This is a genomic window from Virgibacillus oceani, from assembly GCF_014638995.1.
GTDB lineage: Bacteria > Bacillota > Bacilli > Bacillales > Amphibacillaceae > Virgibacillus_E > Virgibacillus_E oceani.
Genome location: NZ_BMFR01000011.1, coordinates 71,175 through 95,042 on the forward strand (window position 1 = coordinate 71,175; position 23,868 = coordinate 95,042).

Sequence of the window (23,868 nt, forward strand, 5' to 3'; positions counted from 1 at the left end):
GGGAGGTGTTTCCTTGCGTATTAATTTTGACAAAATGATTAATAGAAAAGGAACATATTGCACACAGTGGGATTTTGCCAAAGACCGCTTTGGCAAAAGTGACGTACTCCCATTTTCCATATCGGACATGGATTTCCAAAGCCCGCCCGAAATTTTACAAGCAATTGATGAACATGCGAAACATGGTATATTCGGCTATACGAGATGGAATCATGATGCATATAAGTCGGCTATTACACATTGGTACCAATCACGCTTTTCAACGGATATGCTTAATGAGTGGATTGTTTACAGTCCAAGCGTTATTTATTCCATTTCTGCATTAATCGATATCTTAACTAACAAAAACGACCAAGTTATTGTACAAACACCTGGTTACGACGCCTTTTTCAAACAGATAGCTGCATCGGACAGAGAAATGGTCAAGAACCCGCTAATCTATGAAGATGGTTCTTACTCAATGGATTTTGATTTATTGGAAAAGCAATTATCCAACCCAAATGCAAAAATATTGCTTTTCTGCAACCCGCATAATCCTACTGGGAGGGTCTGGAATCGGCACGAATTAGAAACTATCGTGGATCTATGTGAGAGGTATCATGTAAAAATTATTTCCGATGATATTCATATGGACATTGTTTATCAATATCATCATTATACGCCCATAACGAGCATGACAGACAATACGGATAATGTTTTTATTTGCACATCTGCAAGTAAAACATTTAATACACCGAGTTTAGGCGGTTCCTACGCTTTTTTACCCGATGAAAAGGTAAGAGAACAATTTTTGGCAATCATGAAACAGCGTGATGGCTTATCAAGTGCAATGATATTTGGTGTACTTTCTATTATCGAAGGGTACAATCATTCTGCTTATTGGGTAGATGAATTAACAAATTACCTATATAACAATATGAAGATTGTCTCTTCCTTCCTGCAAGATGAGATTCCAACTATAACATTTAATATACCAGAGTCTACTTATCTTGCATGGATTGATTGTTCTAAACTGCTTTCATCGGATCAGGAAATACAGAATGCTTTAGTAAATATAGGCAAAGTGGGGATTATGTCAGGTAGTGTTTATCGGGTAAATGATGGGAATTTTCTGCGTATGAACGTAGGCTGTCCACGGGAAAAATTGATTGATGGATTGGAACGGTTGAAGAAATCGATTGATGGAATTGAATAGGTTTATAGTAGTAATCTGATTCCCTACTTCTAAAAAATGAGACATCCCAAGTAGCATAGGATGTCTTATTAATTTTCAATCTTTAATATCAAGGATTTGAAAAAATAAAAAGGGAGTACTTGCCAAAAGGCCATTTCCTTAATAATGATTCTCACTTCATGAAGAGTTTCTACAAAATCCCGACGATTATTGTAGCTAAGGAAGATTCGTCAATACTTTCATCCTACAATACTCATTTAAAGTGGAGTTTTGACACGTAAGTTAAAAAATGGTATCAAAAACCATTCGATTTACTGTTCTTCATACTTTTCCCTAACATCTTCTAAAGCTTCCTCATCATGCAAAACAGCATCATTTGTTTCAATAATTTTTTGATACCAGTCAAAGCTAGGTTTTTTCACTCTATCAAGGATACCGTTTCCTTTATTGTCTTTGTCTCCATAAATGAAGCCATAGCGTTTTCTCATTTCACCTGTACCGGCAGAAACAATATCGATTGGTCCCCACCAGGTGTAGCCTAATATTTCACACCCATCTTTAATAGCTTCCTCAAGATTTAACAGGTGCTGGTTTAAATATCTTACCCTGCCCGGGTCCTCAATAACCTTGCCATCCACATAATCATCGTGACCGCCATATCCATTCCCTACAATCATTTAGGATAAAAACCTGCTACCTCAACCCTCCCCAAAAAACTCCTGTATCAACACGATAAACCTATCGACCAATGGAGGATAATACCGATTCTTAACAAATGCCAAATACACAGTCCTCGAGATATTCGAATTCTTAATATCTCTAATATAGTAATTGGTATCTTTCGAATGCCGAACATAATTTTCAGGAACAACTGTGATCCCCAATCCCTCTTCCACCATTCTGCAGGCAGTTTCAAACCGTTCTATTTCGATCTGTATATTCGGTTTGATACCCGATTTCCGAAAAGCATTCAGAATATCCGATCGGGTCTGGTAACCTTCCTTACAAACGATAAAGTCTTCGTGTTCAAGCTCATTAATTGTTATGTTGTTTTTCTGAATTAGCGGATGCTGAGGTGGAAGAAGTGCAACAAGCCTTTCCTCATATAACGGAATCACTTCTATTTCCTCATTATTAATATACTGATTTGTTATAGCCAGATGTATATCAAAATTGCTTAAGGCACTTACAACCTCTTCTAAACTTAAGATATCCAATATTTTAATGCGAACATCCTTATAATCTTCTTTAAACCGTTTAAATACCTTTGGCGCCCAGTATTTAGACGACTCTATTAACCCTATCGACAGCTCCAGCGGCCCGTGTTCCTTTAATCTATTCATTTCACCTTTTACATGATTAAAGTGGTTAATTAACTTTTTCGCCTCGTGATAAAGGATACTTCCTTCTTTTGTTAAGTTTGATTTTCTTGTACTTCTATCTATTAAAGTCAAACCAATTTCATTTTCAAGCTTCTTAATCGCCGCACTTAAAGAAGGCTGGGATATATGCAAAACGGATGCAGCATTTGTATATGTAGACTGTTCGACTAAAGTTACAAAATAAAGTAATTGATTTAATTCCATCAGCGTATCTCTCCATTTATAGTTAAAATCTATAAAAATATAATAAATATGTATTAGAAATTATATATCAATCCACTTATAATAATACATATAAAAGCTATTTTCAGAATTTATAAATTTTAAGAAGTTGGGGATGATTTCTATTTATACATTACCAGAAACACACTTGTGGCAAGGAAGAATAGACAGTGAAACTGATAAAAAGCAATTCCGTTTTCATCAAATTGTACAATTAAAAGATATAAATGATATAGATAAAAATGAAAACGCTTTTAGTATTATCGGATTCGAATGTGATGAGGGTGTTAGAAGAAATAAAGGAAGAATCGGCGCTGCAGCTGCACCAAACGAAATAAGGAAAATGATTTCGAAATTACCTTATAACATAGAAGCAACCGAAACAAATGATGTCGGAAACGTTGTATGTGAAAATGGCCAGCTGGAGAATGCCCAAAGGGAGCTCGGCAATCATATTTATAAACTGCTTCATCAATCTAATACACCAATTATTTTAGGCGGCGGCCATGAAACCCTGTACGGACATTACCTTGGAGTAAGAGACTTTATAGGGGAAAAACATTCGTTAGGTATTGTAAACATTGATGCACATTTTGATATGAGGGATGAAGTTGTGCCATCATCAGGAACCATGTTTAAGCAAATACTTGATCAGGATAAAAACGCTGGATACCTTTGCTTGGGAATTCAGGAATTTGGTAACACAAAGTCCTTATTTGAAACTGCCGATAGCTATGGCTGTAAATATATTTATGAAGAAAATATAGCCACTAATAATTATACAAATACATTCGAAACCATCGACAGATTTGCCCGTCAATATGATTATATCATGCTGACGCTTTGTACAGATTCCATCATTTCCTCAGAAGCACCTGGTGTCAGTGCTCCATCACCATTCGGGCTGGAAGCGAAAGTAGTAAGGAAGCTTCTTCGCTATATTGGCGCAAAAGAAAACATAACCAGCTTTGACATTTCAGAGGTTAACCCAGTGGTAGATGAAAATGGAAAAACCGTCAGACTAGCAGCAAATCTAGTAGCAGAAGTTATGAAATCCTTAACCAAGAAAAGTAAAGGAGTGAGGCAAGGGGACGGTTCTCTTGCTTCCTCCTATGTTGAAAGGGGGCAGTTCTTATATGAGTCTGGAAATTAATCAAATAACTACCATTTTTATAGCAGTTGCTGTATTTATGGTTGGAACCTATTTAAATAAAAAATTAAGCATACTGGATCGATTCTGTATACCCGCTCCAGTAGTAGGAGGACTTTTATTTGCCTTAATAGCAACCATGCTAAAAGGGTTTAATATTCTAGATGTAAAATTGGATACATCCCTACAAGGGCTATTCATGTTAACCTTCTTCACTACCATTGGATTAGGTGCAAGTTTCCGTTTAATAAAGCTCGGCGGGAAACTCCTTGTGATTTATTGGTTTGCCTGTGGCCTGCTCGCATTGGTACAAAGTATTATAGGGATCTCCTTTGCTAAGCTATTAAACATGGAACCATTATTAGGAATCATGGTAGGAGCAGTTTCCATGGAAGGCGGGCATGGTGCAGCCACCGCTTTCGGTACAACTATTGAAGAAATGGGTATAGATTCTGCCCTCTCCGTTGGTTTAGCTGCAGCAACAGTAGGTCTTGTTGCCGGCGGTTTAATTGGTGGCCCGATTGTAAAATATTTAATCAACAAATATAAACTAGAACCCAATGAAGCTGGTGACATGGAAGGCGCTGCAACTGTAGAAGATGTTCAAGGAAATAATGCAGCCATTAACTCCAAAACATTTATGAAGCAGGTATTTATTATTACATTATGTATGGCAATAGGATCCTATTTAGGTGAATTGTTTACAAATGTAACAGGATTTGCTTTACCGGGCTATGTGAGTGCAATGTTTGTTGCTGTAATTGTTCGGAATTTGATCGATAGATATGATAATAAAATTATAGATATGAAAAGCATTGGAATTATCGGTGATATAACACTGGGGATTTTCTTATCCATGGCACTGATGAGTATTCAATTATGGGAAGTCGTAAATCTAGCTCTCCCACTTCTAATAATTGTATTGGTTCAAGTTGTATTTATAGCACTGTTTGGCACATTTGTACTATTTAAAGCACTTGGCAAAAACTATGATGCAGCTGTAATGGTCGGCGGATTTGCAGGACATGGTCTAGGCGCTACACCGAATGCCATTGCAAACATGGACGCGGTTGTTAGTAAATACGGTCCATCACAAAAGGCATTTTTAATCGTACCAATTGTCGGAGCGTTTCTAATAGATGTCTTTGCCATGCCGATTATTATTACCTCGATTAATATGTTTAGTTGAGTGGGACAAGGGGACGGTTCTCTTGGTGGGGCAAGGGGACGGTTCTCTTGCTTCACCTACACTTTTCCCGTCATGCCCTAAAAATAAGATTCGCGGATACACCTAGAATTCTTGCAGCTTGGCGCTGTGGCAGTCCATCAATACCTTTAACTTGTCTTAAAATTTCATTCCTGTTTAACTTAGGGAGGCTCTTTACCTGGGCAATCTCAATCTCACCAAGTAATTTCTTAATTTTCAGCCTTGCCTCTTCATCCGTTAATCTTCTTTTTATTTTATCATCTAAACATTTATCATTTTGTGGGCTTTCGTTAAATTCTTTAAAAATAGCATTGGCAATCGCTATGTCTGGGGAAATAATTTGCAGAATAAAGCTTTTATCCAATAGATTTATTGAGTGAGGATTTTTATCATAGTATTCTAGACAGCTGCTCCACTTCCATTCATCAACCCTATTGACTATTCCAGCTTTTACTGGATTCTGATGAATATACCTTATAACTGTTAATAAATATTTATTTGTTTCTACATTCTCACTTTTGAACCTATCCTGAAAAAGATGACCTGTTGTTCTATACTTCCAGTTATAATATACGACAAAGCTCACACCTATTCGTTTCATTGTAACAGAAATATCTTCATTGCCCTCCTGCAAAAGTAAATGAACATGATTATTCATTAAACACCATGCGTAAACTCTCATTTCAGATTTGTTTTTATACTTTTCTATTATTTCAAGAAACTTCCTGGAGTCTTCATCATCGTGAAATATTTCCTGCCTATTTGCACCTCTAAGCATTATGTGATATATACCGCTTTTACCTCTTACCCTTGCTTTACGGGGCATTCAATCACCACAATTCAGATTTATTTTTTTATTCACGTTAATAATTTTACTATGGAAAAGCATCACTGAGTGTACATAAGTGGTCAAGCGCAGTTTTAGATAGTGGTAGACCCGGGGCTGATGTTTTCAGTTAAACACATCTGATGTATATGAAGGAGCTTAAAGGAAGCAAGAAAATCGTCCCCTTACTTCCACTAAGATAGGTCATTTTAATCACAAAAGTCAAGTACATTTATTAGCCAATCCAAAGCCAAAAGTTAATTTTAATTAATACTGAATCTGAGAAAAGCCAATTTAACTTCGTCTCCTTTTGAGAAACTGTGCATTTGACATAAAAGATTTCAGCAAAAATTAAATATCCCTATTATCTTCATATGATATTAACCAAAGAACTGGAAGGAAGCAAAAGAACCGTCCCCTCGCCTCAGCCCCTCGCCTCAGCACTGGAAGGAAGCACGAGAACCGTCCCCTCGCCTCACCCTCATCACCCCCCCGCCTTAGTCACCCACCAAAAATACTCCCAAGTTCCTTATACTCATTCCTAACATCCAAACTGCCAACAGCATGATCAAAGTGTTTCGTCAGGCACATTTCTAATTCATTTAAATTCTGCTGCTTAAATAACGCAATAATCTCCAAATGCTCTTTATATCCATATGGCTTTGGAGACGAATCTTCAAAAAATATATCAAACAGCATTAAATAAATGGACGTCTGGTTAATCAGTTTTTCAATAAACTCTATCAAAAATTTATTACCGCATTTTCTAACAAAAATCATATGGAAAGATTGATTTGCTTTTAAGTAGGTCGATAAATCTTTATTAAATAAAGCCTCTCTTTCTTCTGCTACACTATTCGACATTTCCAGAAAATCAGCCTCAGTTAAGCGTTCCATCGCAAGCCCCGCTGCCATAATTTCCAAATCTTTACGCAAAACATAGGCTTGCAATACCTCATCTTCTGTTGGATTTACCACAAATGCTCCCTTATTCGGAACAATATCCACTAATCCTTCATCAGCTAACAAATCCATTGCACTTCTTATTGGCGTGCGGCTTACCTTTAAATTTTCTGAAATAGTATTTTCGACTAATTGTTTCCCAGGCGGTAGCTGTCTAGTTAAAATTGCTTCTCGCAAACTATGGTAAATATATTGCTTGATGGATTGTTTCTTTTTTATTTTAATTACCTCCTTTGGTTCAACAGCGATTCTAGAAATATTTATATTCCAATTTCAGGGATATATTGATAAGAATTATTTTTGACCCAAAAAAAGATTATTTTGTACTACATTTTTGAACGACAACATAGATATCTCTACAAAGGGAGGATATTGAAAAGGGTAAAACACGAAATCCAAGGAGGGGGAAAAATGAAAGGGTTTGCTAAAGTAACAGTGTTTTTACTTCTATTGATAGTAGCTGCGGCGTGCAGCAGTAATGAGAAAGCTAGTGGAAATGAAGATCAAAATGTACTTGAAAGAGTTGAAGATTCAGGTGTATTGCGTGTCGGGTTTGAAGGAACCTATCAGCCTTTTAACTATTTAGATGATAACAATGAATATGCAGGATTTGATGTGGATATAGCCAATGAGTTAGCTGACAGATTAGGTGTTGAGACTGAGTTTATCGCTACCAAATGGGACAGTCTTATTGGCGGGCTGAAAGCAGATAAGTTCGACATTATCATTGCCCAAATGACCGTTACAGAAGAACGAAAGAAAAGTGTTGACTTTACAGATCCATATGTTGTAACTGGTTCTGTCCTAATTACAAGAGAAGATGATTCGGCTGACATATCTAAATTAGAAGATATCAAAGGGAAAAAGGTTGGAGTAGGTGGCGGCACAACTTTTGAAGAGGTAGCGAGAAGTGTTGATGGTGCTGACGTTACCCTATATAAATCCGTCACCGATTATATCCAGGATTTAATTAATGGAAGACTGGATGTAATCATTAATGACCAATTGCTTATGAGCTACAACATTAAAGAAGAAGGGCTTCCCATAAAAATAGTAAGCGACGTTGTTAATAAAGATGAGATTGGCATGGCTGTAAAAAATGGCAGTGATGAATTTGTAGAGAAGATTAATAAAGAGCTGGCTGGAATGATTGAAGATGGAACATACAATGAAATCTACAAAAAATGGTTTGATTCTGAGCCATTAGTTAAGTAACGGACTTGAATGATCAACTTAGAAAGGGGATAGATTTTTATTATGCATGCAGTTGTATTAGGTACTGGAATGATAGGTACAACGGTAGTCAGGGAACTTGTAAAATACCCACATATAGAAAAGGTAACCGCAGTTGATGGTTTTGGTAAAAATATTGATACATGTTTAGCGATTGCAGATAATCCGAAAGCAACAGGTAAATTAACAACTTTACAAACGGAAAAAGATATTTTTGAGGTAATAAAAGATGCGGATGTAGCTATTGCATGTTTGCCCCATTCATTAAGTTTAACCGCGATACATGCGGCAATAGCGGCGAAATGTCATTTGGTTGATTTGGTTGGCTCTAAATATGAAGAAAAAGTGAAGCTGGATCAACAAGCGAAAAATGCTGGAATAATCATAGTACCCGGATGCGGAGTAGCACCAGGAATAACGAACTTTTTAGCAGCACAGGGCATTGAATTGTTAGATGAAACAGATGAAGCGGTAATGATATGTGGAGGAATCCCAAGACATCCGTTACCCCCGTTATGGTATCAAGTTGTATTTCGGCTTGAGAGTGTGATGGGACTTTATACAAGACCGGCTCTGGCAGCTGAAAATGGTGAGCTTGTAAAATTGCCACCATTATCTGGGCTGGAATTGATGAATTTTCCAGAACCCGTGGGAGAGTGTGAGGCAGTGATCACCGATGCACACAGCACTGCATACACCCTTAAAGATAAAGCGAGAAAGCTATATGAAAAAACAGTCCGCTATTCTGGGCATTGGAGCAAAATGGCAGTATTAGCTGAGCTCGGCTTTTTAGCGGAAGAACCAATTGAAATAGATGGGAATCAGATAAGTCCCAGAAAATTAACCGAAAAATTATTAGAGCCTAAACTGCGCGGCAAATCAAATGAGGATATTACAGTTGTCCGGGTTGTCACAAAAGGCAAAAAGAATGGCAAGAATACAACGTATACCTGGGAAATGGTGGATCTTTATGACCATGAACGCAATATCACCTCCATGGCCAAAACAACGGCAATCCCTGCAATGTTAATGGCCAATTGGATTTTGAATAAAAAGGTTACAGAGACTGGTGTCGTTCCGGTTGAGAATATTATTGTTAGCGATAGGTTCAGCCCATTTATCAGCGAATTAAATTCACAAGGCATTACGATTAAATACACCGAGGAATCTGCTATTCAATAGAAAATTAACTGGAGGGGATACACATGGACTTTTCAATAATTATCGAATCATTGCCGCCTTTACTAAAAGCTACAGTGATAACCGTTTTGCTGGCAGTTGTCTCCGTAGTGTTCGCATTAATACTGGGGTTCTTTACAGCATTGGCTAGAATCTCAAAAATTAAACTATTAAAAGCAGTATCATCTGTCTATATATCTATTTTCCGTGGTACCCCTCTTTTAGTACAAATCTTTGTAATCTATTATGGTTTGCCGCAAATAGATATTGAATTAAATCCAATACCATCAGGTGTTCTGGCATTAAGCTTAAATGCAGGTGCGTATTTATCCGAATCTTTCCGGGCAGCTATTTTAGCAGTTGATAAAGGTCAAATGGAAGCAGCAGTTTCAATGGGGATGACATATGGACAGGCAATGAGACGCGTTATTTTACCACAAAGCATTCGTATAGCAATTCCAACTTTGTCTAATACCTACATCATTTTAATAAAGGATACTTCATTGGTTTCGGTTATTACTGTAACGGAATTATTGCAAATGTCTACATTAATCATCGCCAAAACATTCGAGCCTTTAACCATTTATTTAGTAGCGGCCGCACTCTACTGGGTTGTTATTACTTTTTTCACTGTAGTTCTGGATCGTTTGGAAAAAAGAACGTCAAGGCATGTTGTGTAGGCGATTTTGACCAAATCCAATCTACGGAAAAAATGATAACCAATTTAGGGGAGGTATAAATATGGGTATAATACAGCTGCAAAACATTAAAAAGAGCTTTGATGAAAATGTTGTCCTTAAAGATATTAATCTATCTGTTGGAAAAAGCGAAGTAGTCGTCATTATGGGGCCAAGTGGTTCTGGTAAATCAACCTTACTACGGTGCATAACATTTTTAGAGGAACCTGATAAAGGTGTTATTAGACTAGGTGAAAATGAAGTCACAGCTGGAAATCAACCAAATAAACAGAGAAAAGCAACAATTAGGGAGCTCCGTCAAAATACCGGCTTTGTTTTTCAGCAGTTTAATTTATTTCCGCATCGAACAGCCCTTGAAAACGTCATGGAAGGTCCAATTGTAATTAAAAAAATGGATCGCGATCAAGCTAAAAAGAAAGCTATCGCATTACTGACAAAAGTCGGACTAGCAGACAGAATGGATCACTACCCCGCACAACTTTCAGGAGGGCAGCAGCAAAGGGTTGCAATAGCAAGAGCCCTTTCCATGGAACCGATGGTAATGCTTTACGATGAACCAACCTCCGCATTAGATCCAGAGCTTGTTCGTGAAGTTCTTTTGGTAATGAAGGACTTGGCAAAAGAAGGCATGACAATGGTTGTCGTAACACATGAAATGGGATTCGCAAAAGATGTTGCCGATCGGGTTATTTTTATGGATGACGGTGTAATTGTAGAAGAAGGAAGCTCACAAGAGATATTTAATAATCCTAAGGAAGAGCGAACTAAACAATTTCTGCAGGATGTCGGCGAGGAGTGACAGTGGGACAAGTGGTCAGGCGGGACAAGGGGTCAGTAAACTATACCCTATAGAGTGGACACAAAAAAAGCGGGACACTCTATAGGGTTCTTTTATTGTATAATGGGTAGATAGAAAATGGGAGCGGGGAATTACGAATGAATAGAAAGTATTTTACACAAAAAGAGAAGAATATATTAAATAAAAATCCTTATGTTAAGTCAGTGGGTGAAACACTTATAACCTATACTGATGAGTTTAAAAGGATCTTTATAGCCGAGAGTGAGATTGGAAAGTTACCAAAGGAAATCTTTGAAGATTGTGGTTTTGACGTTGATTTAATAGGTGGTTCTAGAATTAGAAAAGCAGCTTACAGATGGAGGAAGGCTTATAAAGAATCTGGTTTAGATGGATTGACAGATTCACGTAAGGATTTTTCTGGTAGACCAAACAAAGAAAATATGTCTCTTGAGGAAAAAAATGCACGTTTAGAGGCTCAAATTCAATTGCTGAAAGCAGAAAATGAGCTACTAAAAAAGTTGAAAATGATGGAAAGGGGGCAGGGGAAAAGTAAAGATATCTGCTGAACAGAAGTTCCTTTTAATTCGTTCAGTGATTGAGAAGTTCGGTCTTAAAAGAATAGTGAAATACCTATGTACAGTTGCGGGTGTTTCCACTTCTGGTTACTATAATTATTTTTCTCTGAAGTCTCAACAAAGAAGAGAACAAAGAGAAAAAGATGATTTAATACTTAAAGAAAATATTCTGAAAGCCAATAACCATGGCCGTAATAAAAATAAAGGCGCAAAACAAATTAAAATGACGCTATTTGGTGAATATCAAATCAATTATAATTTAAAGCGAATTCGCAGGGTTATGAAAAAGTACAATATTGTCTGTGAGATTAGACGATCCAATCCCTATAAAAAAATTGCTAAAGCTACAAAAGAACACGCTGTCTTACCAAACTTATTAAACCGTGAATTTAAACAAAATACACCAGGAAAAGTACTACTTACAGATATCACTTACCTTTATTACGGTAAGGGTCAGAAAGCCTATCTATCTACCATTATAGATGGCTCAACAAATGAAGTATTAGCTTATCATTTGTCCAGTAACATTAAATTAGAAATAGCTACCGAAACGTTAAACAAGTTAAAGAAGAACAGAAAAGTAAAATTAGATAAGAATGCACTCATCCACTCTGATCAAGGAGTACATTATACGAGTCCTAAGTATCAAAATAAAGTTAGAAAGCTTAGATTAAACCAATCTATGTCCAGGAGAGGAAACTGTTGGGATAATGCACTACAGGAATCTTTTTTTGGCCATTTAAAGGATGAGGTTAATATTAAGCAATGTGGAAATCTATGTGAATTAAAAAGAGAAATTAAAAGCTATATAAGATACTATAACAATTCCAGATATCAATGGAACTTAAAGAAGATGACCCCTGTTCAATTCAGAAGTCATCTTCAAAGTGCAGCATAGTGTCCCTTAATTAAAATGTCCTTGACAAAGGGTACAGTTCACAGACCCCTTGTCCCGCCTGACCCCTTGTCCCATCAAAAAAGAAGCAAGAGAACCGTCCCCTCACCATCAAAAGTCACTCAACTTCCTATAAATTTCCAGCAGCCTCAGTCTATCTTCCTCTGTTAATTTTTCAAACAGATTTCTGCGCAGGATTTGTCCTTCCTGATTGGCCCATTTAAGTACCTCATCCCCCTTATCCGTAATGGCTAAGTAGGTAATGCGCCGGTCCGATTTGCCAATAATTCGGGTAACTAATTCTTTATGTACCAGTTTTTCAGATAAGTGAGTTACAGAAGGTGGCGTCAAACCGATCGCCTTTGCAATATCCGATGAGCGGCTCTTCCCGTTTGCCTTCAAATGGCCGAGGATCAGGATATGCGACACACCAAGATCTTCTTTAAATAGTTTATTCCATTGGATAATTAACTTATTTGTCACCTTATCCATTGAATGTATAATTTCAAAGATTGTTTGTTCTTCCATCATGAAATCCTTCTTTCTAAAAAAGAAAAATAGAGCCCTTATTGAATAAAGGCTCTTTCAGTCTACCATATTATTGAGCAGAAAATCCTCCGTCAATAACTAATTCTGCACCTGTAATATAAGAAGAATCGTCTGATGCCAAGAATAATGCTGCGTTCGCAATATCCTCTGGCTGTCCTAAACGCTGCAATGGAGTTGCCTGAATTAATTGTCCAAGTAAATCTCTTGATGTACTTAACCCTTTCGTCATTGGCGTTTCAATAATTCCAGGGAAAAGAGCATTCACACGTACACCGCTTTTGCCAAATGTTGTAGCAGCTGCTTTTGACAGTGCACGAACAGCACCTTTAGAAGCGGAATAATGATTAAATCCTTGTCCAATCTGCGCTGTATAAGAAGAAATATTCACGATGGAACCTTTCTTCTCCTTAGCCATATAGGAAGCAACATGCTTAATTCCCGCAAACGGACCGAAGCCATTAATGGATAGCATCTTTTGCCAATCGTCAAGATCAATGTCCGTATACGGCTTTTCAGAAGAAATCCCGGCATTATTCACGAGTACATCAATTTTCCCAAAGCGTTCGTAAACTTCTTTTGCTAACCCAGCCCAATCTTCCTCAGAAGCGACATTTAATTTCATCCCGACTACATTTTCTTTTCGGCTGGCTTCTTCCAGTGCCTTTTCATTTATGTCAGCGGCAATTACAGTTGCCCCTTCCGCACTGAAAAGATCGACCATTTTCTCTCCAATACCAGATGCTCCACCAGTAACAATTGCTATCTTTTTATCTAGTCTTCCCATTTTCATGCTTCCTCCTTAATATAGTTTGATTGACCCGCCATCAACCATGATTGTTTGTCCAGTCATATAATCAGAATCTTCGCTTGCCAAAAATACCGCAGTTCTTCCAATATCTTGTTCTGGATCTCCTAATCGTCTTAATGGAATATTGTTAACCATTTCTTCGTATAATTCTGGTGCGCTTTGGCTCCATTGTTTTACACCCTCTGTAAGTGCAATAGGAGCAATAATGTTTACATTTATACCTTCTGGGCCCCACTCGTTAGCTGCTACACGGGAAATTCCGCGAATTGCTTCTTTCGCTGCAGCGTATGACGCCTGTGTAGGCTGACCTTTAATACCAGCGCCTGATGCAAAGTTAATAACCTTCCCTTTCGACTTCTTAAGCTCCGGATACGCAGCTTTCATAAAGTTAAACGTTGGATAAAATCCAGTATTGAAGGATAAATCAAATAGCTCCATCGTTGTTTCCGAAAATAGCGCTTGTCTCGATGCATGCGCATTATTCACAAGAATATCAAGCTTGCCGAACTTGGCTACCACGTCAGAGATAATTCCATCAATATTTTCCGGCTTCGATATATCTCTAATAAATAGCATGCCTTCTGTATATTGGTTAATTTCTTTTAACGTTTCGTTTGATTTCTCTTCATTAATATCAACTATTGCAATATGGGCACCTTCTTTCGCCATTGCAAGGGCAATACCACGGCCAATACCAGAACCGCTTCCTGTTACAATTCCAACTTTTCCTTGTAATCTCATGTGAATCATTCCTTTACCTATAGATTGGAAACGTACTAATGAATCCTTAATACAATTATTTAGACATCTAAATGTTTTATATCTAAATAATAGCATAAAAAGATAGTAGGGTTCAATTAAAGTAACTTAGGTCAGCAAAGAATATAGGGAGAAGTGCAGCAACAACTTCTCCCTATTTTTCTACAACAATAATGCTAATTCTCAATATGTATCTCCATAACGCTACTAACATCTTTCCCTCAACCGATACACCCTCTGCAAACATAATTTGCTGCACGGGCATAGCGTAAATAATAAAGCACTTTAATATCTTTCATTAATTCTTCAATCTTTTGCTCATCACACCCGCCCAAATCTATGTATTATAGACTTGTGAATCCTCAGCAACGTTAATGGTCTTAATGTGATAATGGTTTGCAAGTTTATGTTCGGCATTATGCTGCTCATATACCTGTTCCTTCTTCTGTCGCGTTAAGTCAAACATGCGTTTACGGATAACATAATTGAAGTATGTCGCAAGCAGGCCATTATCTGGATGGTACCTCTCATATGCATTCCACATAGTAACTAATCCCTCTTGATGACGTTCCTGGTATGAATCTTTAACGTTTAATTTATAATTATGATACTGAACTCTGCGTTTATTTTGATTACGGATCTCTTCAAAAGTTATTTTGTGATTTTTCATGTGTTTTCTCCTTGACCTTAAAGGATTAACCTTTTAGGTGGGTTCATTTTTAAAATAATATCAGCTATTGTTTAAATGGCATGATAAGAAATAGTTGTCCGGATTAACTAGTTTTATTACTTGAAATGCCAATGATCCCAATGATCGCAGCTGCATAATTAAATCTAAAATCTACTATTCAAAGCGAAACACTATAACGCAAACGTTTACAAGTTAGATTATATAGAAAAATTAATCGTTTGGCTGTGATTTAGTTCACTATTAAGTAGGTGTTTTGGAATATATTGGGTAAATAATGCATTTTTTAAATTTAGATTCCCCTATTATGGTTCAAAATCACATACTTCCCATTGCATATTCATTACCCCTATGCAATAATTATCCAAACAATAATCTCTAAAATTTCAAATTATTACGAACAACTTATTAGCTAATATTATTGAATACGAAGGTGGTCAGCAAGGTTATTAATTCTATACTTCTAAATTTTTATATTACATACTTAAGGAGATGTTACAATGTTCAATGCTAAAGGGTCTGGAAATGCAGCAAGGGGTGAAGGTTCTGCACTTTCTCGAACAAATCTTAGTTTGTTTGAAGGTGTTGCATTAATTGTAGGGGCAAATATCGGAGCTGGGATATTAAGTTTAGCATTTGGTGCTAAAAATGCAGGTTGGCCAGTACTCGTATTTTGGGTAATTGTTGCTGGGGTGCTAACGACAATTTCCATGCTTTATGTAGCGGAAACAACCCTTAGAACGAAGAAAAACTTACAACTGAGTGGGCTTGCTGAAAAATATGTTGGTAAATTAGGTTCCTGGTTAATGTTTTTATCTGTAGTTGTAAATTCTTTAGGTGCCCTGATCGCTTATACTTCAGGAAGCGGGAAAATAATTTCTGAATTTTTAGGAGTTCCGCCAAGTATTGGCAGTATTCTGTTCTTTATACCCGCTGTAGTTGTAATTTGGTTTGGTTTGAAAGCAACCGGGGTATCCGAAAAGATTATCACGTTCGGAATGGGAATTCTCGTCCTTATTTTAATAATAGCCTCAATTATTGGACCTGGCTTAGAAAAAGAATTCCTATTGTATTCAGACATTAAGTTTGCTATTCCGGTATTTAGCTTAACCATTTTTGCTTTTTTAGCTCAGTACACAGTACCAGAATTAGCACGTGGATATTCAAAAGAAAAAATTAGAAATCTTCCTAAGGCAATAATTATCGGAATGCTTTTTACCGCTATCTTATTAATATTGGTTCCAATGGCTGCATTAGGCTTGACGGGCCCTGAGGATGTTACTGAAGTTGTTACGATTGCTTGGGCAGATGCATTAGGTAGTTGGGCTTTCTTTACAGCTAATGGATTTGCATTATTAGCTATGCTAACTTCCTTCTGGGCAATTGGCCAAAGTTATTTAACTAATATAGTAGACAAGTTTAAGTTCCCGTCAGAATGGAATATTAAATATAGGCTAATTTCACTTGCATTTGTGGCAATCCCACCTTTTATTCTGGCTTATAGTGGATTAGTAGGTTTTGTTGATGCGTTATCAATTGCAGGAGCATTTGCCGGTGTTATTATGGCAGTGTTGCCAGTGTTAATGATCAATAAGGCAAGGAAAGTTAACGAAAAGGAACCAGAATGGAATTGCGGAAGATTAGCACATCCCGCTATTCAAACATTACTTATTGTTTTGTTTACAGGAGCGGCTATTTATACATTTTTAGGTTTATTCGATGTTCTTCCTAAAGGTTGGTGAGCAATTTATGAAATTAATAGGAAAAAATAAAACAATTACACATTTTTCATCTTCTATGAATCCAAATTATCATGTTGAACTGGGGGAGAAAGTGTTAATAGAAACTCATGATTGTTATGGGGGACAAATAACAAGTGAAAAGGTTTTACGACCAACTATAAATTTAGATACTATGAATCAAGCAACAGGGCCAGTATACGTAAATAATTTGCGAAAAAACGATACCCTGTGTCTTGAAATTAATAATATTGAATTAGACGAAACTGGAATTATGGTCACATCAAAAGGACTAGGGTTATTAGGGGACAAAATCACCAAACCAACTACAAGATTGTTTCAAGTGAAAAATGATAAACTATTCTTTAATAAAGATCTCATAATTCCTGTAAAGCCAATGATTGGAGTTATTGGTGTTGCTCCCAGTAATGATGAAGTCCATTGTGCAATACCCGGAAACCATGGTGGAAACTTGGATACAAAAGACATTACTATCGGAAACAAAATATATTTACCAGTATTTCAGGATGGCGGATTGTTTGCACTCGGAGATATGCATGCTGCAATGGGTGATGGAGAAATGAATGGAACGGGTGTAGAAATTGGCGGAAAAACTACATTAACTGTTTCGAAATTGGAAAACAGAAAAATTGATTCACCTATTGTGGAAAACAGTGATTCCTTTTTGTTTATCTATTCAGCCGAAACATTAAACCTTGCTATTAAAAAATGTGCAGAAAAAGTAGTTAATCATTTGCAGCGGGAACTTACCTTGCAGTTTGAGGATGCCTATAGGGTACTGAGTGCAGTGTGTGATATAAAAATAAGTCAAATTGTAAATAAGCTTGTAACGGTCCGAATTTCAGTACCTAAATCTGTTCTTCCTACTCTATTTGTTTTAAGTAGGCAATAATGAAAATTGAGTTGAAAGGTAATGCACCTGGTTTGGTAGTGGGGATTGGTGTGCGTTATTTGGACGTGAGGCGGGAGAACCCTGATAATCTGTAGGTAGAGGCGCGCACGCTTAATTTAACTTTTTTATTGTAGGGAAATGGGAGAATACTAAAGGCAACACTTGTCACAGGTGAACTACACTGTACTAGCCACTACTAAAAGAAATAACCGACGCTCTTTAATCTTTTAAAGTAGTGGGGGCTTCCCCATTAGCACATTATTAAAGACGCTAGGGTTACTAGGTGATTTTAATATCAATTTCTATAATTCTATTTTTATAGCTAAATTCGACACCCCTAACCTTTTCCCTTCAAAACACAATAACAAAACACATTTACCATCATAGGACAGACCTCACAACTCATATCTTATACAAACAACATGAAGGGGACTGAGGGAATGAGCAGGATTAGAATTAAATGGGTATCAGCAAAAGAAATAAATGTCCGTCATAAATATCTTCCAAGTGAAAAAACAGCTACAAAAATTTATAAAATGTTATTAAAAAATAATAAACCCATAATGCATCTATATCAAGATCACCATGGGAAGTTATTGTTAAACCGAGGTATAGATGCATACAATTCATTAATGGTAATTGATTCTAATAAAAAAGTTCCCACTATAATTGTAGATGAAGAAATAAATGAACTTGATTCAACTTTTAAATTACTTTTGTCCTGTTTTACCGAAAATGTTTACTACAAAATGAAGTATGAATACATTATGCTATTACTTGAAGAAACAAATAATGATATTGAAAGAATTTGTAAAGAAATCGGTTGTTCTGAAAACGAAATAACAAAATATATAATTGATAGAAGGGTTCCCGATAAATACAAGGAATTGGCAATTGAACATCAAAGACAACTATTTATTAATAAAATATGTCGCGATCCGATTGTAAAGGACTATCGACTATTTCTTTATGAGGCAGTTTTTAAAACTGAGAACCGCTTAACACTGGACAAATTCAACTACTTCAAAAAATACATTAAATCTGGTTATAAAATAAATATTAATTCTCCAAACGCAATATTCAAATTAAACAAGGTAGTTGATATAGATCAGGCATTTAAGGTATACTGGAATAATTTAATTTTCAATCATGCATCAGTAAATGAAGGAGCAACATTTCATCAAAAAATAAATAAGAAAGACAGTAGAATTCGAATTAAACTATAATACCTTTTTTTGTCCTTTTCAGTTTTCGCTTTAAGTCTACTATGCGATTACAGACAACATAATTGAAGTATGTTGCAATTATTCCATTATCTGGATGGCACCTTTCATACGAATTCCACATAGCAACTAATCCTTCTTGATAAATTTCCTGGTCCAAATCTTTTACATTTAACTTATGAATGTGATAATGAACTCTGCAATTGTTTTGATTACGGACTACTTCAAATATTAATTTGTGATTTTCCATATCTTTTTCCTTGTCTTAAGAGGGATTAGCCTTTTAGGTGGGTTCATTTTTAAAATAGTATCAGCTATCGTTTAAATGGCATGAGAAGAAATAGTTGTCCGGATTAACTTTTATTCACTTGATATACCAATGATTGCAGCTAATTAGTAAAATATAAACTATATATTCAACAGAATACTATACCGCAAATGTTTACAATTTAGTTTATATAAAAAAGTCACTTTCTTAACTGTGATTTAGTTCACTATTTGGAAGAAAAATGGGTAATTTGAATATGAAAGATTTAAGGGGGAATGGGGTTGTATTTTTATCTTAAAGTTCTGCTAGAATCCTACGGTAGAAAAGTAGAATATAGAGGATAGCCGTTAACTATCCCCCATACGTACCCTAACCTGCCGTCAACGTATACGAAACTCCCCCATTATGATCAACATCAACCAATGCACCTCTCAACATTCCCTGATCATAGTCAGTACCAGCATTAATACAAACCGTTTTGCCAAGAGTGGTGACGCCGCGACTTTCGTGAACACATCCATGTAACGAAAGTAATGGCTGGTATGTTTCAATTGCTTCTCGGACGGCTTTACTGCCAACTGGTGCGGTTGCTAGTGCATCACCGTCAAGCACTGGTTTTAAATTTTCATCATATAGTGTACCTAAATCTAGATCTGTATCATGTGGCGGTGTGTGAATGTTAAATATACATCTGTTCATATCCTTGACTTGGCTGGCCAGCACTTCAATTTTTTTAGCCAAGTCTTCCTCGCTAAATTCCCGAGGATACTTGAAGGCGCTTGGTATACTGCCTCCAATTGATAGTATTTCAAAACCGTTAACCTCTATAATCCTATTATCCCCATTTTGCATATGGCCTCCAGAGCCAAGTATTTCATCAAGATAAAAGTCATCAACACTTCCAGGGACGACGACACAAGGTATACCAGCTTTTTTGTATCGTTCATCCATCAGCTTTACCCATTGATCAAGCACTTCGATTTGTTTCTCTTTAACAATGCGTTCAGCATCATCTTCATTCAATATATTTAACTCCGCTTCCGATATAACTAACGGATAAAAGCCGGCATCCCTTAAGTTACGTTCTAAATCTGGCAGTTCTTTTTTCTTTTTAACTTTTACCTTTGAACCATAGTATTTGCATGTATATACTCCAGATTTCTCGACAATCGGGACAACCATTTTACCGGTAAAATCACCGCCATAGATTACTAAATCAGCATTATAAAATTTTCCAGCGTTGGTGAATTTCCGAAATGCTGTCTCGGCACCGTGCAGATCCCCTGCATAAAATATCTTCACATTCCTCACCCCTTAACAAAATAATTATTAATCAGACGGTATTTCCTGGAATTGAATATCAATATCGACACCTTTTTTCGCATGTAGGCGTTTCATAATAAAGTAAATCGTAATTGGGATTACCATCAATAACAAGGAAACGACAATCATTGTAAATGGTAAATCACCTTTAAAGAATGGAATTAATAGGTAGTAACAAATAGATACACTTATCAGGAATGTTAACCATCCCAAAATCGTAATTAAATGTACTCCAAATATCTTTGTCTTTACGACAGGTGGTGAGGAATTAAATAATATTTTTCTTCGTTTTGTAAACGTAATACCGGCTATTCCTAAGAAGATCCATGCTAAGAACCACGTGAAGATTGTAAAGCCGATATTTGCTGTCCATGTAGGTAAATAAATATCTAGCATTAAGAAAACCCAAGCACCAATGATGATCGTCCACAATGCATATACCGGCGAGTTCGTCTTTTTATTGACTTCCATGAATTTTTTAGGAACTAGACGGTCAAACGACCATGCAACAATATTTCGTGTCGGACCAAATCCAAGACCAGCTGCTGAACCAAATGTTGCTACAGCAAAACAGACTGCAATTAAGAAGACAAAAATTGGACTTTTTGTCAGAATCCCAATCATGATTGTGACAAATGGATCGTACCCTTCAAATGGATATGCCTCATGGCCGGCATTGTAAAGGTAATACAGGCTGTTTGACCATATATCGCCAAAGTTTACATAAGACATACCATAAAAAATTGCCCAAACTGCCATTAAAATAGCTAGTGAACCAAACAATGCTAGCAATTGGGACTTCTGAACATTTCGTACTTCACCAGCTAAATTGGCGCCAAATGTTGAACCTAATGTATTCAGGATGATGTATGTCGATCCAGCCATGACGGTAGCACCGAATAAGAATTTAGTTGGATATCCATCAGCTTGTGCAAGACTAATGACATCCTCATATGCTAGACCGGTAAGCTCTGTGAAATTAGTAGCGAAAATTTCTTGCCCTGCTACCAAATTTGCAACGATAAAGGTGATAGCGCCCAGGATTGTGGCACCTAATGTGAAGTAAGCTAGCTTTACCATCCATTTTGTCCCCTTATAGTAAATAAACAAAATGAATAGCAATAAAAGTGTTCCGATGATTGCGTGAATATGGGTGCTATCAAAAAAGTTAGCGATATTTAACCATGATTGATCATTTCCATTTATTAATGCGATCGTATAGAAGAATTCCTGAATCGACCATTTGATGATCCAGTGTAGCAAAATTCCTGTCCAAGATATCGAAGTGAAGGTAATCATGAAACTAGCCATTAAACCAAGCGACGGATGCAGTATCCGGCTAATATAGATGTATTCACCGCCTGATCTGGGCATCGAAACAGAAAATAACCAATATAAACCTGCAATAACAAACATCTGCGAAACGGTTAAGATAGCCCATACCATATGTGCACCAGGGTAAAGAAATGGTGCCCACATAATGTAAACTAATGCAAACATCAACCCCGGATTTGCTGCAGAATATATCATGGTATCGATTGGACTAATTTGCCTTGCAACCCCACCTGTTGACGTCTGTTCAAACAACGCTAAACCTGTCTTTGCCATTTTATCCCTTCTTTCCTTATTGAAACTTAGTGTTCATGTAGTCATTCTCTGATTCTTTAATTCTTTAAACTCGCTTAAAGCATAAAAGTTTCCAATCAATTACAAAAGGGACGGTTTTAGACTAAAATTTATCTACATAATCGGTACTTCATTACTACTTCACCCCATTTCGGAATATTCAATAAATTATTCACACAAATTGCCCTACTTTTTGTAAAACATTTTCTACCGATTGTGCTGATAAATCTAATGCATCTTTTTCTTCCGCATTTAGGGGCAATTCGATGACGCCCTCAATTCCATTTCCGCCAATAACGGTAGGAACACCAAGAAAAATATTATTATAGTTATATTCATTTTCTAAATATGCAATCGATGGCATAATTCGTTTCTTATCCTTCACAATTGCTTCGACCATTTTAACAATTGACGCAGCAGGAGCGTAATAGGCACTCCCTTTTCCAAGCAAGTTAACAATTTCTCCCCCGCCTTTTCTTGTCCGCTCAACAATGGCTGCAATTTTTTCCTTGGATAACAATCGATCAAGCGGAATTCCGCCAGCATACGAATACCGGATCAACGGGACCATTGAATCCCCGTGTCCACCTAATACAAAACCTGAAATATCCTCAACCGAAACGTCTAACTCCTGGGCTACAAATGTCGTAAATCGAGCTGTATCTAACACCCCTGATTGCCCGATTACACGATTTTTCGGAAACCCTGTTGTTTTAAAACAAACATATGTCATGGCATCAACGGGATTGCTGAGGACGATTACATAGCTGTCAGGAGCGTAAAGGGCAATTTTTTCCGAGACGTTCTTCATAATTTTTGCATTCGTTTGTACTAATTCATCACGGCTCATTCCCGGTTTTCGTGCAATTCCTGCGGTAACGATGACCATATCAGCGTCTTGCAATTCGCTATAATCACTTGTTCCAATAATTGTTGCGTTAAATCCTTGGACTGGACTGGCTTCAAGAAGATCCAATGCTTTTCCTTTGGTCGGATCCCGCATCAAAGGAATGTCAACAAGGACCACATCTCCAAGTTCCTTTTGAGCAATCATTAGAGCGGTCGTTGTGCCTGTGTAACCAGCCCCAATAATAGCAATTTTGTTTCGTTTAAATGCCACGTCTTTTCCACATCCTTTCCTACCTGAATAAGCGTTTAATACTTGCGTCTGGATGAGGAATGACATCACAGCCAAGCAGTGCCCCAGTTTGTTGTGCCACTGCTTTTCCAGTCTCCACCGCATTTTGGACAGCACTTACATTCCCTTCTATAAAAATAGTAACCAGAGATCCACCCACATTAGCCTGATTAACTAGACTGACATGTGAATTTTTCAACATGGCATCGGCAACTTCAATCGATGTTGCAAGCCCTTTTGTTTCAACCATTCCCAAAGCTCTAACCATTTTCGCCACCTCTTCCAATTCCAATTGAATCGACTATCCCGATGATCAGTGCGTCAACGGGTAAATTCCTCTCTTCAATTAAAGAAGCTGGGGCACCCCTGGAAACCATAACCTGATCATCTATTCCTGCACCGATACGATCAACTGCAATAAAGGTTGATTCATTGAGATCATCTGGCTGGACCACTAAAAATTTCAGCCCTGTTAACCCTTCTTCCTTGCGCGTCGCCCAGATATTCCCTACAACCGTACCAATCAGCATT

25 protein-coding genes are annotated in these 23,868 nt (G+C 37.0%); 11 read left to right on the forward strand and 14 right to left on the reverse strand.

Annotation, left to right across the window (positions count from 1 at the left end):
- Window positions 1-13 precede the first annotated feature (13 nt).
- The gene (locus IEV74_RS13235) at window positions 14-1,195 is read left to right on the forward strand and encodes a MalY/PatB family protein (RefSeq protein WP_229683185.1); all 1,182 of its coding nucleotides are present in this window, start codon (window positions 14-16) and stop codon (window positions 1,193-1,195) included.
- A gap of 290 nt (window positions 1,196-1,485) precedes the next feature.
- Here the strand turns inward: IEV74_RS13235 and IEV74_RS13240 are convergent, their stop codons facing one another.
- Both IEV74_RS13240 and IEV74_RS13245 read right to left on the reverse strand, forming a co-directional pair.
- Entirely contained in the window at window positions 1,486-1,851 is a 366-nt protein-coding gene (locus IEV74_RS13240) for a family 1 glycosylhydrolase (RefSeq protein WP_188455849.1), read from the reverse strand.
- 21 nt (window positions 1,852-1,872) lie between these two features.
- Complete coding sequence (locus tag IEV74_RS13245; RefSeq protein WP_188455850.1) at window positions 1,873-2,760, reverse strand: LysR family transcriptional regulator; 888 nt, start codon at window positions 2,758-2,760, stop codon at window positions 1,873-1,875.
- A gap of 166 nt (window positions 2,761-2,926) precedes the next feature.
- Between IEV74_RS13245 and hutG the strand changes: the two genes are divergently transcribed.
- Both hutG and gltS read left to right on the forward strand, forming a co-directional pair.
- Window positions 2,927-3,931, forward strand: a complete 1,005-nt coding sequence (hutG, locus tag IEV74_RS13250) for a formimidoylglutamase (RefSeq protein WP_229683186.1) — start codon at window positions 2,927-2,929, stop codon at window positions 3,929-3,931.
- Complete coding sequence (gene gltS, locus IEV74_RS13255; protein ID WP_188455852.1) at window positions 3,915-5,117, forward strand: sodium/glutamate symporter; 1,203 nt, start codon at window positions 3,915-3,917, stop codon at window positions 5,115-5,117. The genes hutG and gltS overlap by 17 nt, the downstream gene beginning before the upstream one ends.
- A 70-nt stretch (window positions 5,118-5,187) precedes the next feature.
- Here the strand turns inward: gltS and IEV74_RS13260 are convergent, their stop codons facing one another.
- Together IEV74_RS13260 and IEV74_RS13265 are read right to left on the reverse strand one after the other, a co-directional pair.
- Complete coding sequence (locus IEV74_RS13260) at window positions 5,188-5,961, reverse strand: REP-associated tyrosine transposase (protein ID WP_188455853.1); 774 nt, start codon at window positions 5,959-5,961, stop codon at window positions 5,188-5,190.
- Between the two features lie 501 nt (window positions 5,962-6,462).
- Window positions 6,463-7,188 carry a GntR family transcriptional regulator gene (locus IEV74_RS13265; RefSeq protein ID WP_308418998.1) on the reverse strand — a complete coding sequence of 242 codons (726 nt, stop codon included), beginning with the start codon at window positions 7,186-7,188 and terminating at the stop codon, window positions 6,463-6,465.
- A gap of 147 nt (window positions 7,189-7,335) precedes the next feature.
- On the opposite strand from IEV74_RS13265, the gene IEV74_RS13270 reads away from it, so the two are divergent.
- The 5 genes from IEV74_RS13270 to IEV74_RS13290 all read left to right on the forward strand — a co-directional run bounded on the left by IEV74_RS13270 (window position 7,336) and on the right by IEV74_RS13290 (window position 12,306).
- On the forward strand, window positions 7,336-8,139 hold the full coding sequence (locus tag IEV74_RS13270) for a transporter substrate-binding domain-containing protein (protein WP_188455854.1): 804 nt from the start codon (window positions 7,336-7,338) through the stop codon (window positions 8,137-8,139).
- Window positions 8,140-8,181: 42 nt separating this feature from the next.
- Window positions 8,182-9,339, forward strand: a complete 1,158-nt coding sequence (locus IEV74_RS13275) for a saccharopine dehydrogenase family protein (RefSeq protein WP_188455855.1) — start codon at window positions 8,182-8,184, stop codon at window positions 9,337-9,339.
- A gap of 23 nt (window positions 9,340-9,362) precedes the next feature.
- Window positions 9,363-10,016 carry an amino acid ABC transporter permease gene (locus tag IEV74_RS13280; protein ID WP_188455856.1) on the forward strand — a complete coding sequence of 218 codons (654 nt, stop codon included), beginning with the start codon at window positions 9,363-9,365 and terminating at the stop codon, window positions 10,014-10,016.
- Window positions 10,017-10,083: 67 nt separating this feature from the next.
- Window positions 10,084-10,833 (forward strand): amino acid ABC transporter ATP-binding protein, encoded by a 750-nt coding sequence (locus tag IEV74_RS13285; protein WP_188455908.1) that lies wholly within the window; start codon window positions 10,084-10,086, stop codon window positions 10,831-10,833.
- Window positions 10,834-10,970: 137 nt separating this feature from the next.
- A protein-coding gene (locus IEV74_RS13290; protein WP_373284348.1) for an IS3 family transposase occupies window positions 10,971-12,306 on the forward strand; the annotation gives its coding sequence in 2 pieces (ribosomal slippage) (window positions 10,971-11,369 and window positions 11,371-12,306; 1,335 coding nt in all).
- 108 nt (window positions 12,307-12,414) lie between these two features.
- On the opposite strand, the gene IEV74_RS13295 is transcribed toward IEV74_RS13290, so the two are convergent.
- From IEV74_RS13295 to IEV74_RS13310, 4 genes are all read right to left on the reverse strand, one after another.
- Entirely contained in the window at window positions 12,415-12,831 is a 417-nt protein-coding gene (locus IEV74_RS13295; RefSeq protein ID WP_188455857.1) for a MarR family winged helix-turn-helix transcriptional regulator, read from the reverse strand.
- A 70-nt stretch (window positions 12,832-12,901) separates the two neighbouring features.
- Window positions 12,902-13,636, reverse strand: a complete 735-nt coding sequence (locus IEV74_RS13300) for an SDR family NAD(P)-dependent oxidoreductase (RefSeq protein WP_188455858.1) — start codon at window positions 13,634-13,636, stop codon at window positions 12,902-12,904.
- A 15-nt stretch (window positions 13,637-13,651) separates the two neighbouring features.
- Window positions 13,652-14,401 carry an SDR family NAD(P)-dependent oxidoreductase gene (locus tag IEV74_RS13305; RefSeq protein ID WP_188455859.1) on the reverse strand — a complete coding sequence of 250 codons (750 nt, stop codon included), beginning with the start codon at window positions 14,399-14,401 and terminating at the stop codon, window positions 13,652-13,654.
- Between the two features lie 355 nt (window positions 14,402-14,756).
- Window positions 14,757-15,089, reverse strand: a complete 333-nt coding sequence (locus tag IEV74_RS13310) for a hypothetical protein (RefSeq protein WP_188455860.1) — start codon at window positions 15,087-15,089, stop codon at window positions 14,757-14,759.
- A gap of 518 nt (window positions 15,090-15,607) precedes the next feature.
- Between IEV74_RS13310 and IEV74_RS13315 the strand changes: the two genes are divergently transcribed.
- From IEV74_RS13315 to IEV74_RS13325, 3 genes are all read left to right on the forward strand, one after another.
- On the forward strand, window positions 15,608-16,849 hold the full coding sequence (locus IEV74_RS13315; RefSeq protein WP_188455861.1) for an aromatic amino acid transport family protein: 1,242 nt from the start codon (window positions 15,608-15,610) through the stop codon (window positions 16,847-16,849).
- Between the two features lie 7 nt (window positions 16,850-16,856).
- A complete protein-coding gene (locus tag IEV74_RS13320; RefSeq protein ID WP_188455862.1) occupies window positions 16,857-17,759 on the forward strand; it encodes an acetamidase/formamidase family protein in 903 nt (300 codons plus the stop codon).
- Window positions 17,760-18,199: 440 nt separating this feature from the next.
- Window positions 18,200-18,985 (forward strand): hypothetical protein, encoded by a 786-nt coding sequence (locus IEV74_RS13325; RefSeq protein WP_188455863.1) that lies wholly within the window; start codon window positions 18,200-18,202, stop codon window positions 18,983-18,985.
- Here the strand turns inward: IEV74_RS13325 and IEV74_RS13330 are convergent.
- The 6 genes from IEV74_RS13330 to IEV74_RS13355 form a co-directional block, all read right to left on the reverse strand.
- On the reverse strand, window positions 18,975-19,232 hold the full coding sequence (locus IEV74_RS13330) for a sigma factor (protein WP_188455864.1): 258 nt from the start codon (window positions 19,230-19,232) through the stop codon (window positions 18,975-18,977). The genes IEV74_RS13325 and IEV74_RS13330 overlap by 11 nt on opposite strands.
- A 387-nt stretch (window positions 19,233-19,619) precedes the next feature.
- Window positions 19,620-20,552, reverse strand: a complete 933-nt coding sequence (locus IEV74_RS13335; RefSeq protein ID WP_188455865.1) for a metallophosphoesterase family protein — start codon at window positions 20,550-20,552, stop codon at window positions 19,620-19,622.
- Between the two features lie 27 nt (window positions 20,553-20,579).
- Window positions 20,580-22,181 (reverse strand): APC family permease, encoded by a 1,602-nt coding sequence (locus tag IEV74_RS13340; protein ID WP_188455866.1) that lies wholly within the window; start codon window positions 22,179-22,181, stop codon window positions 20,580-20,582.
- 190 nt (window positions 22,182-22,371) lie between these two features.
- The gene (mdh, locus tag IEV74_RS13345) at window positions 22,372-23,319 is read right to left on the reverse strand and encodes a malate dehydrogenase (RefSeq protein ID WP_188455867.1); all 948 of its coding nucleotides are present in this window, start codon (window positions 23,317-23,319) and stop codon (window positions 22,372-22,374) included.
- A 19-nt stretch (window positions 23,320-23,338) separates the two neighbouring features.
- Window positions 23,339-23,605: a BMC domain-containing protein gene (locus tag IEV74_RS13350; protein WP_188455868.1), complete on the reverse strand. Its 267-nt coding sequence runs from the start codon at window positions 23,603-23,605 to the stop codon at window positions 23,339-23,341.
- On the reverse strand, window positions 23,598-23,867 hold the full coding sequence (locus IEV74_RS13355; protein ID WP_188455869.1) for a EutN/CcmL family microcompartment protein: 270 nt from the start codon (window positions 23,865-23,867) through the stop codon (window positions 23,598-23,600). The genes IEV74_RS13350 and IEV74_RS13355 overlap by 8 nt, the downstream gene beginning before the upstream one ends.
- Window position 23,868 lies beyond the last annotated feature (1 nt).

What these genes read in the sequence shown, in the direction of transcription:
- IEV74_RS13245 (WP_188455850.1), bottom strand. Translation starts at nt 2,760, where the DNA reads ATGGAATTAAATCAATTACTTTATTTTGTAACTTTAGTCGAACAGTCT.
- IEV74_RS13270 (WP_188455854.1), top strand. Translation starts at nt 7,336, where the DNA reads ATGAAAGGGTTTGCTAAAGTAACAGTGTTTTTACTTCTATTGATAGTA.
- IEV74_RS13315 (WP_188455861.1), top strand. Translation starts at nt 15,608, where the DNA reads ATGTTCAATGCTAAAGGGTCTGGAAATGCAGCAAGGGGTGAAGGTTCT.
- IEV74_RS13320 (WP_188455862.1), top strand. Translation starts at nt 16,857, where the DNA reads ATGAAATTAATAGGAAAAAATAAAACAATTACACATTTTTCATCTTCT.
- IEV74_RS13260 (WP_188455853.1), bottom strand. Translation starts at nt 5,961, where the DNA reads ATGCCCCGTAAAGCAAGGGTAAGAGGTAAAAGCGGTATATATCACATA.
- IEV74_RS13310 (WP_188455860.1), bottom strand. Translation starts at nt 15,089, where the DNA reads ATGAAAAATCACAAAATAACTTTTGAAGAGATCCGTAATCAAAATAAA.
- IEV74_RS13355 (WP_188455869.1), bottom strand. Translation starts at nt 23,867, where the DNA reads ATGCTGATTGGTACGGTTGTAGGGAATATCTGGGCGACGCGCAAGGAA.
- IEV74_RS13330 (WP_188455864.1), bottom strand. Translation starts at nt 19,232, where the DNA reads ATGGAAAATCACAAATTAATATTTGAAGTAGTCCGTAATCAAAACAAT.
- IEV74_RS13275 (WP_188455855.1), top strand. Translation starts at nt 8,182, where the DNA reads ATGCATGCAGTTGTATTAGGTACTGGAATGATAGGTACAACGGTAGTC.
- IEV74_RS13295 (WP_188455857.1), bottom strand. Translation starts at nt 12,831, where the DNA reads ATGGAAGAACAAACAATCTTTGAAATTATACATTCAATGGATAAGGTG.
- IEV74_RS13305 (WP_188455859.1), bottom strand. Translation starts at nt 14,401, where the DNA reads ATGAGATTACAAGGAAAAGTTGGAATTGTAACAGGAAGCGGTTCTGGT.
- IEV74_RS13350 (WP_188455868.1), bottom strand. Translation starts at nt 23,605, where the DNA reads ATGGTTAGAGCTTTGGGAATGGTTGAAACAAAAGGGCTTGCAACATCG.
- IEV74_RS13340 (WP_188455866.1), bottom strand. Translation starts at nt 22,181, where the DNA reads ATGGCAAAGACAGGTTTAGCGTTGTTTGAACAGACGTCAACAGGTGGG.
- IEV74_RS13280 (WP_188455856.1), top strand. Translation starts at nt 9,363, where the DNA reads ATGGACTTTTCAATAATTATCGAATCATTGCCGCCTTTACTAAAAGCT.
- IEV74_RS13300 (WP_188455858.1), bottom strand. Translation starts at nt 13,636, where the DNA reads ATGGGAAGACTAGATAAAAAGATAGCAATTGTTACTGGTGGAGCATCT.
- IEV74_RS13325 (WP_188455863.1), top strand. Translation starts at nt 18,200, where the DNA reads ATGAGCAGGATTAGAATTAAATGGGTATCAGCAAAAGAAATAAATGTC.
- IEV74_RS13240 (WP_188455849.1), bottom strand. Translation starts at nt 1,851, where the DNA reads ATGATTGTAGGGAATGGATATGGCGGTCACGATGATTATGTGGATGGC.
- gltS (WP_188455852.1), top strand. Translation starts at nt 3,915, where the DNA reads ATGAGTCTGGAAATTAATCAAATAACTACCATTTTTATAGCAGTTGCT.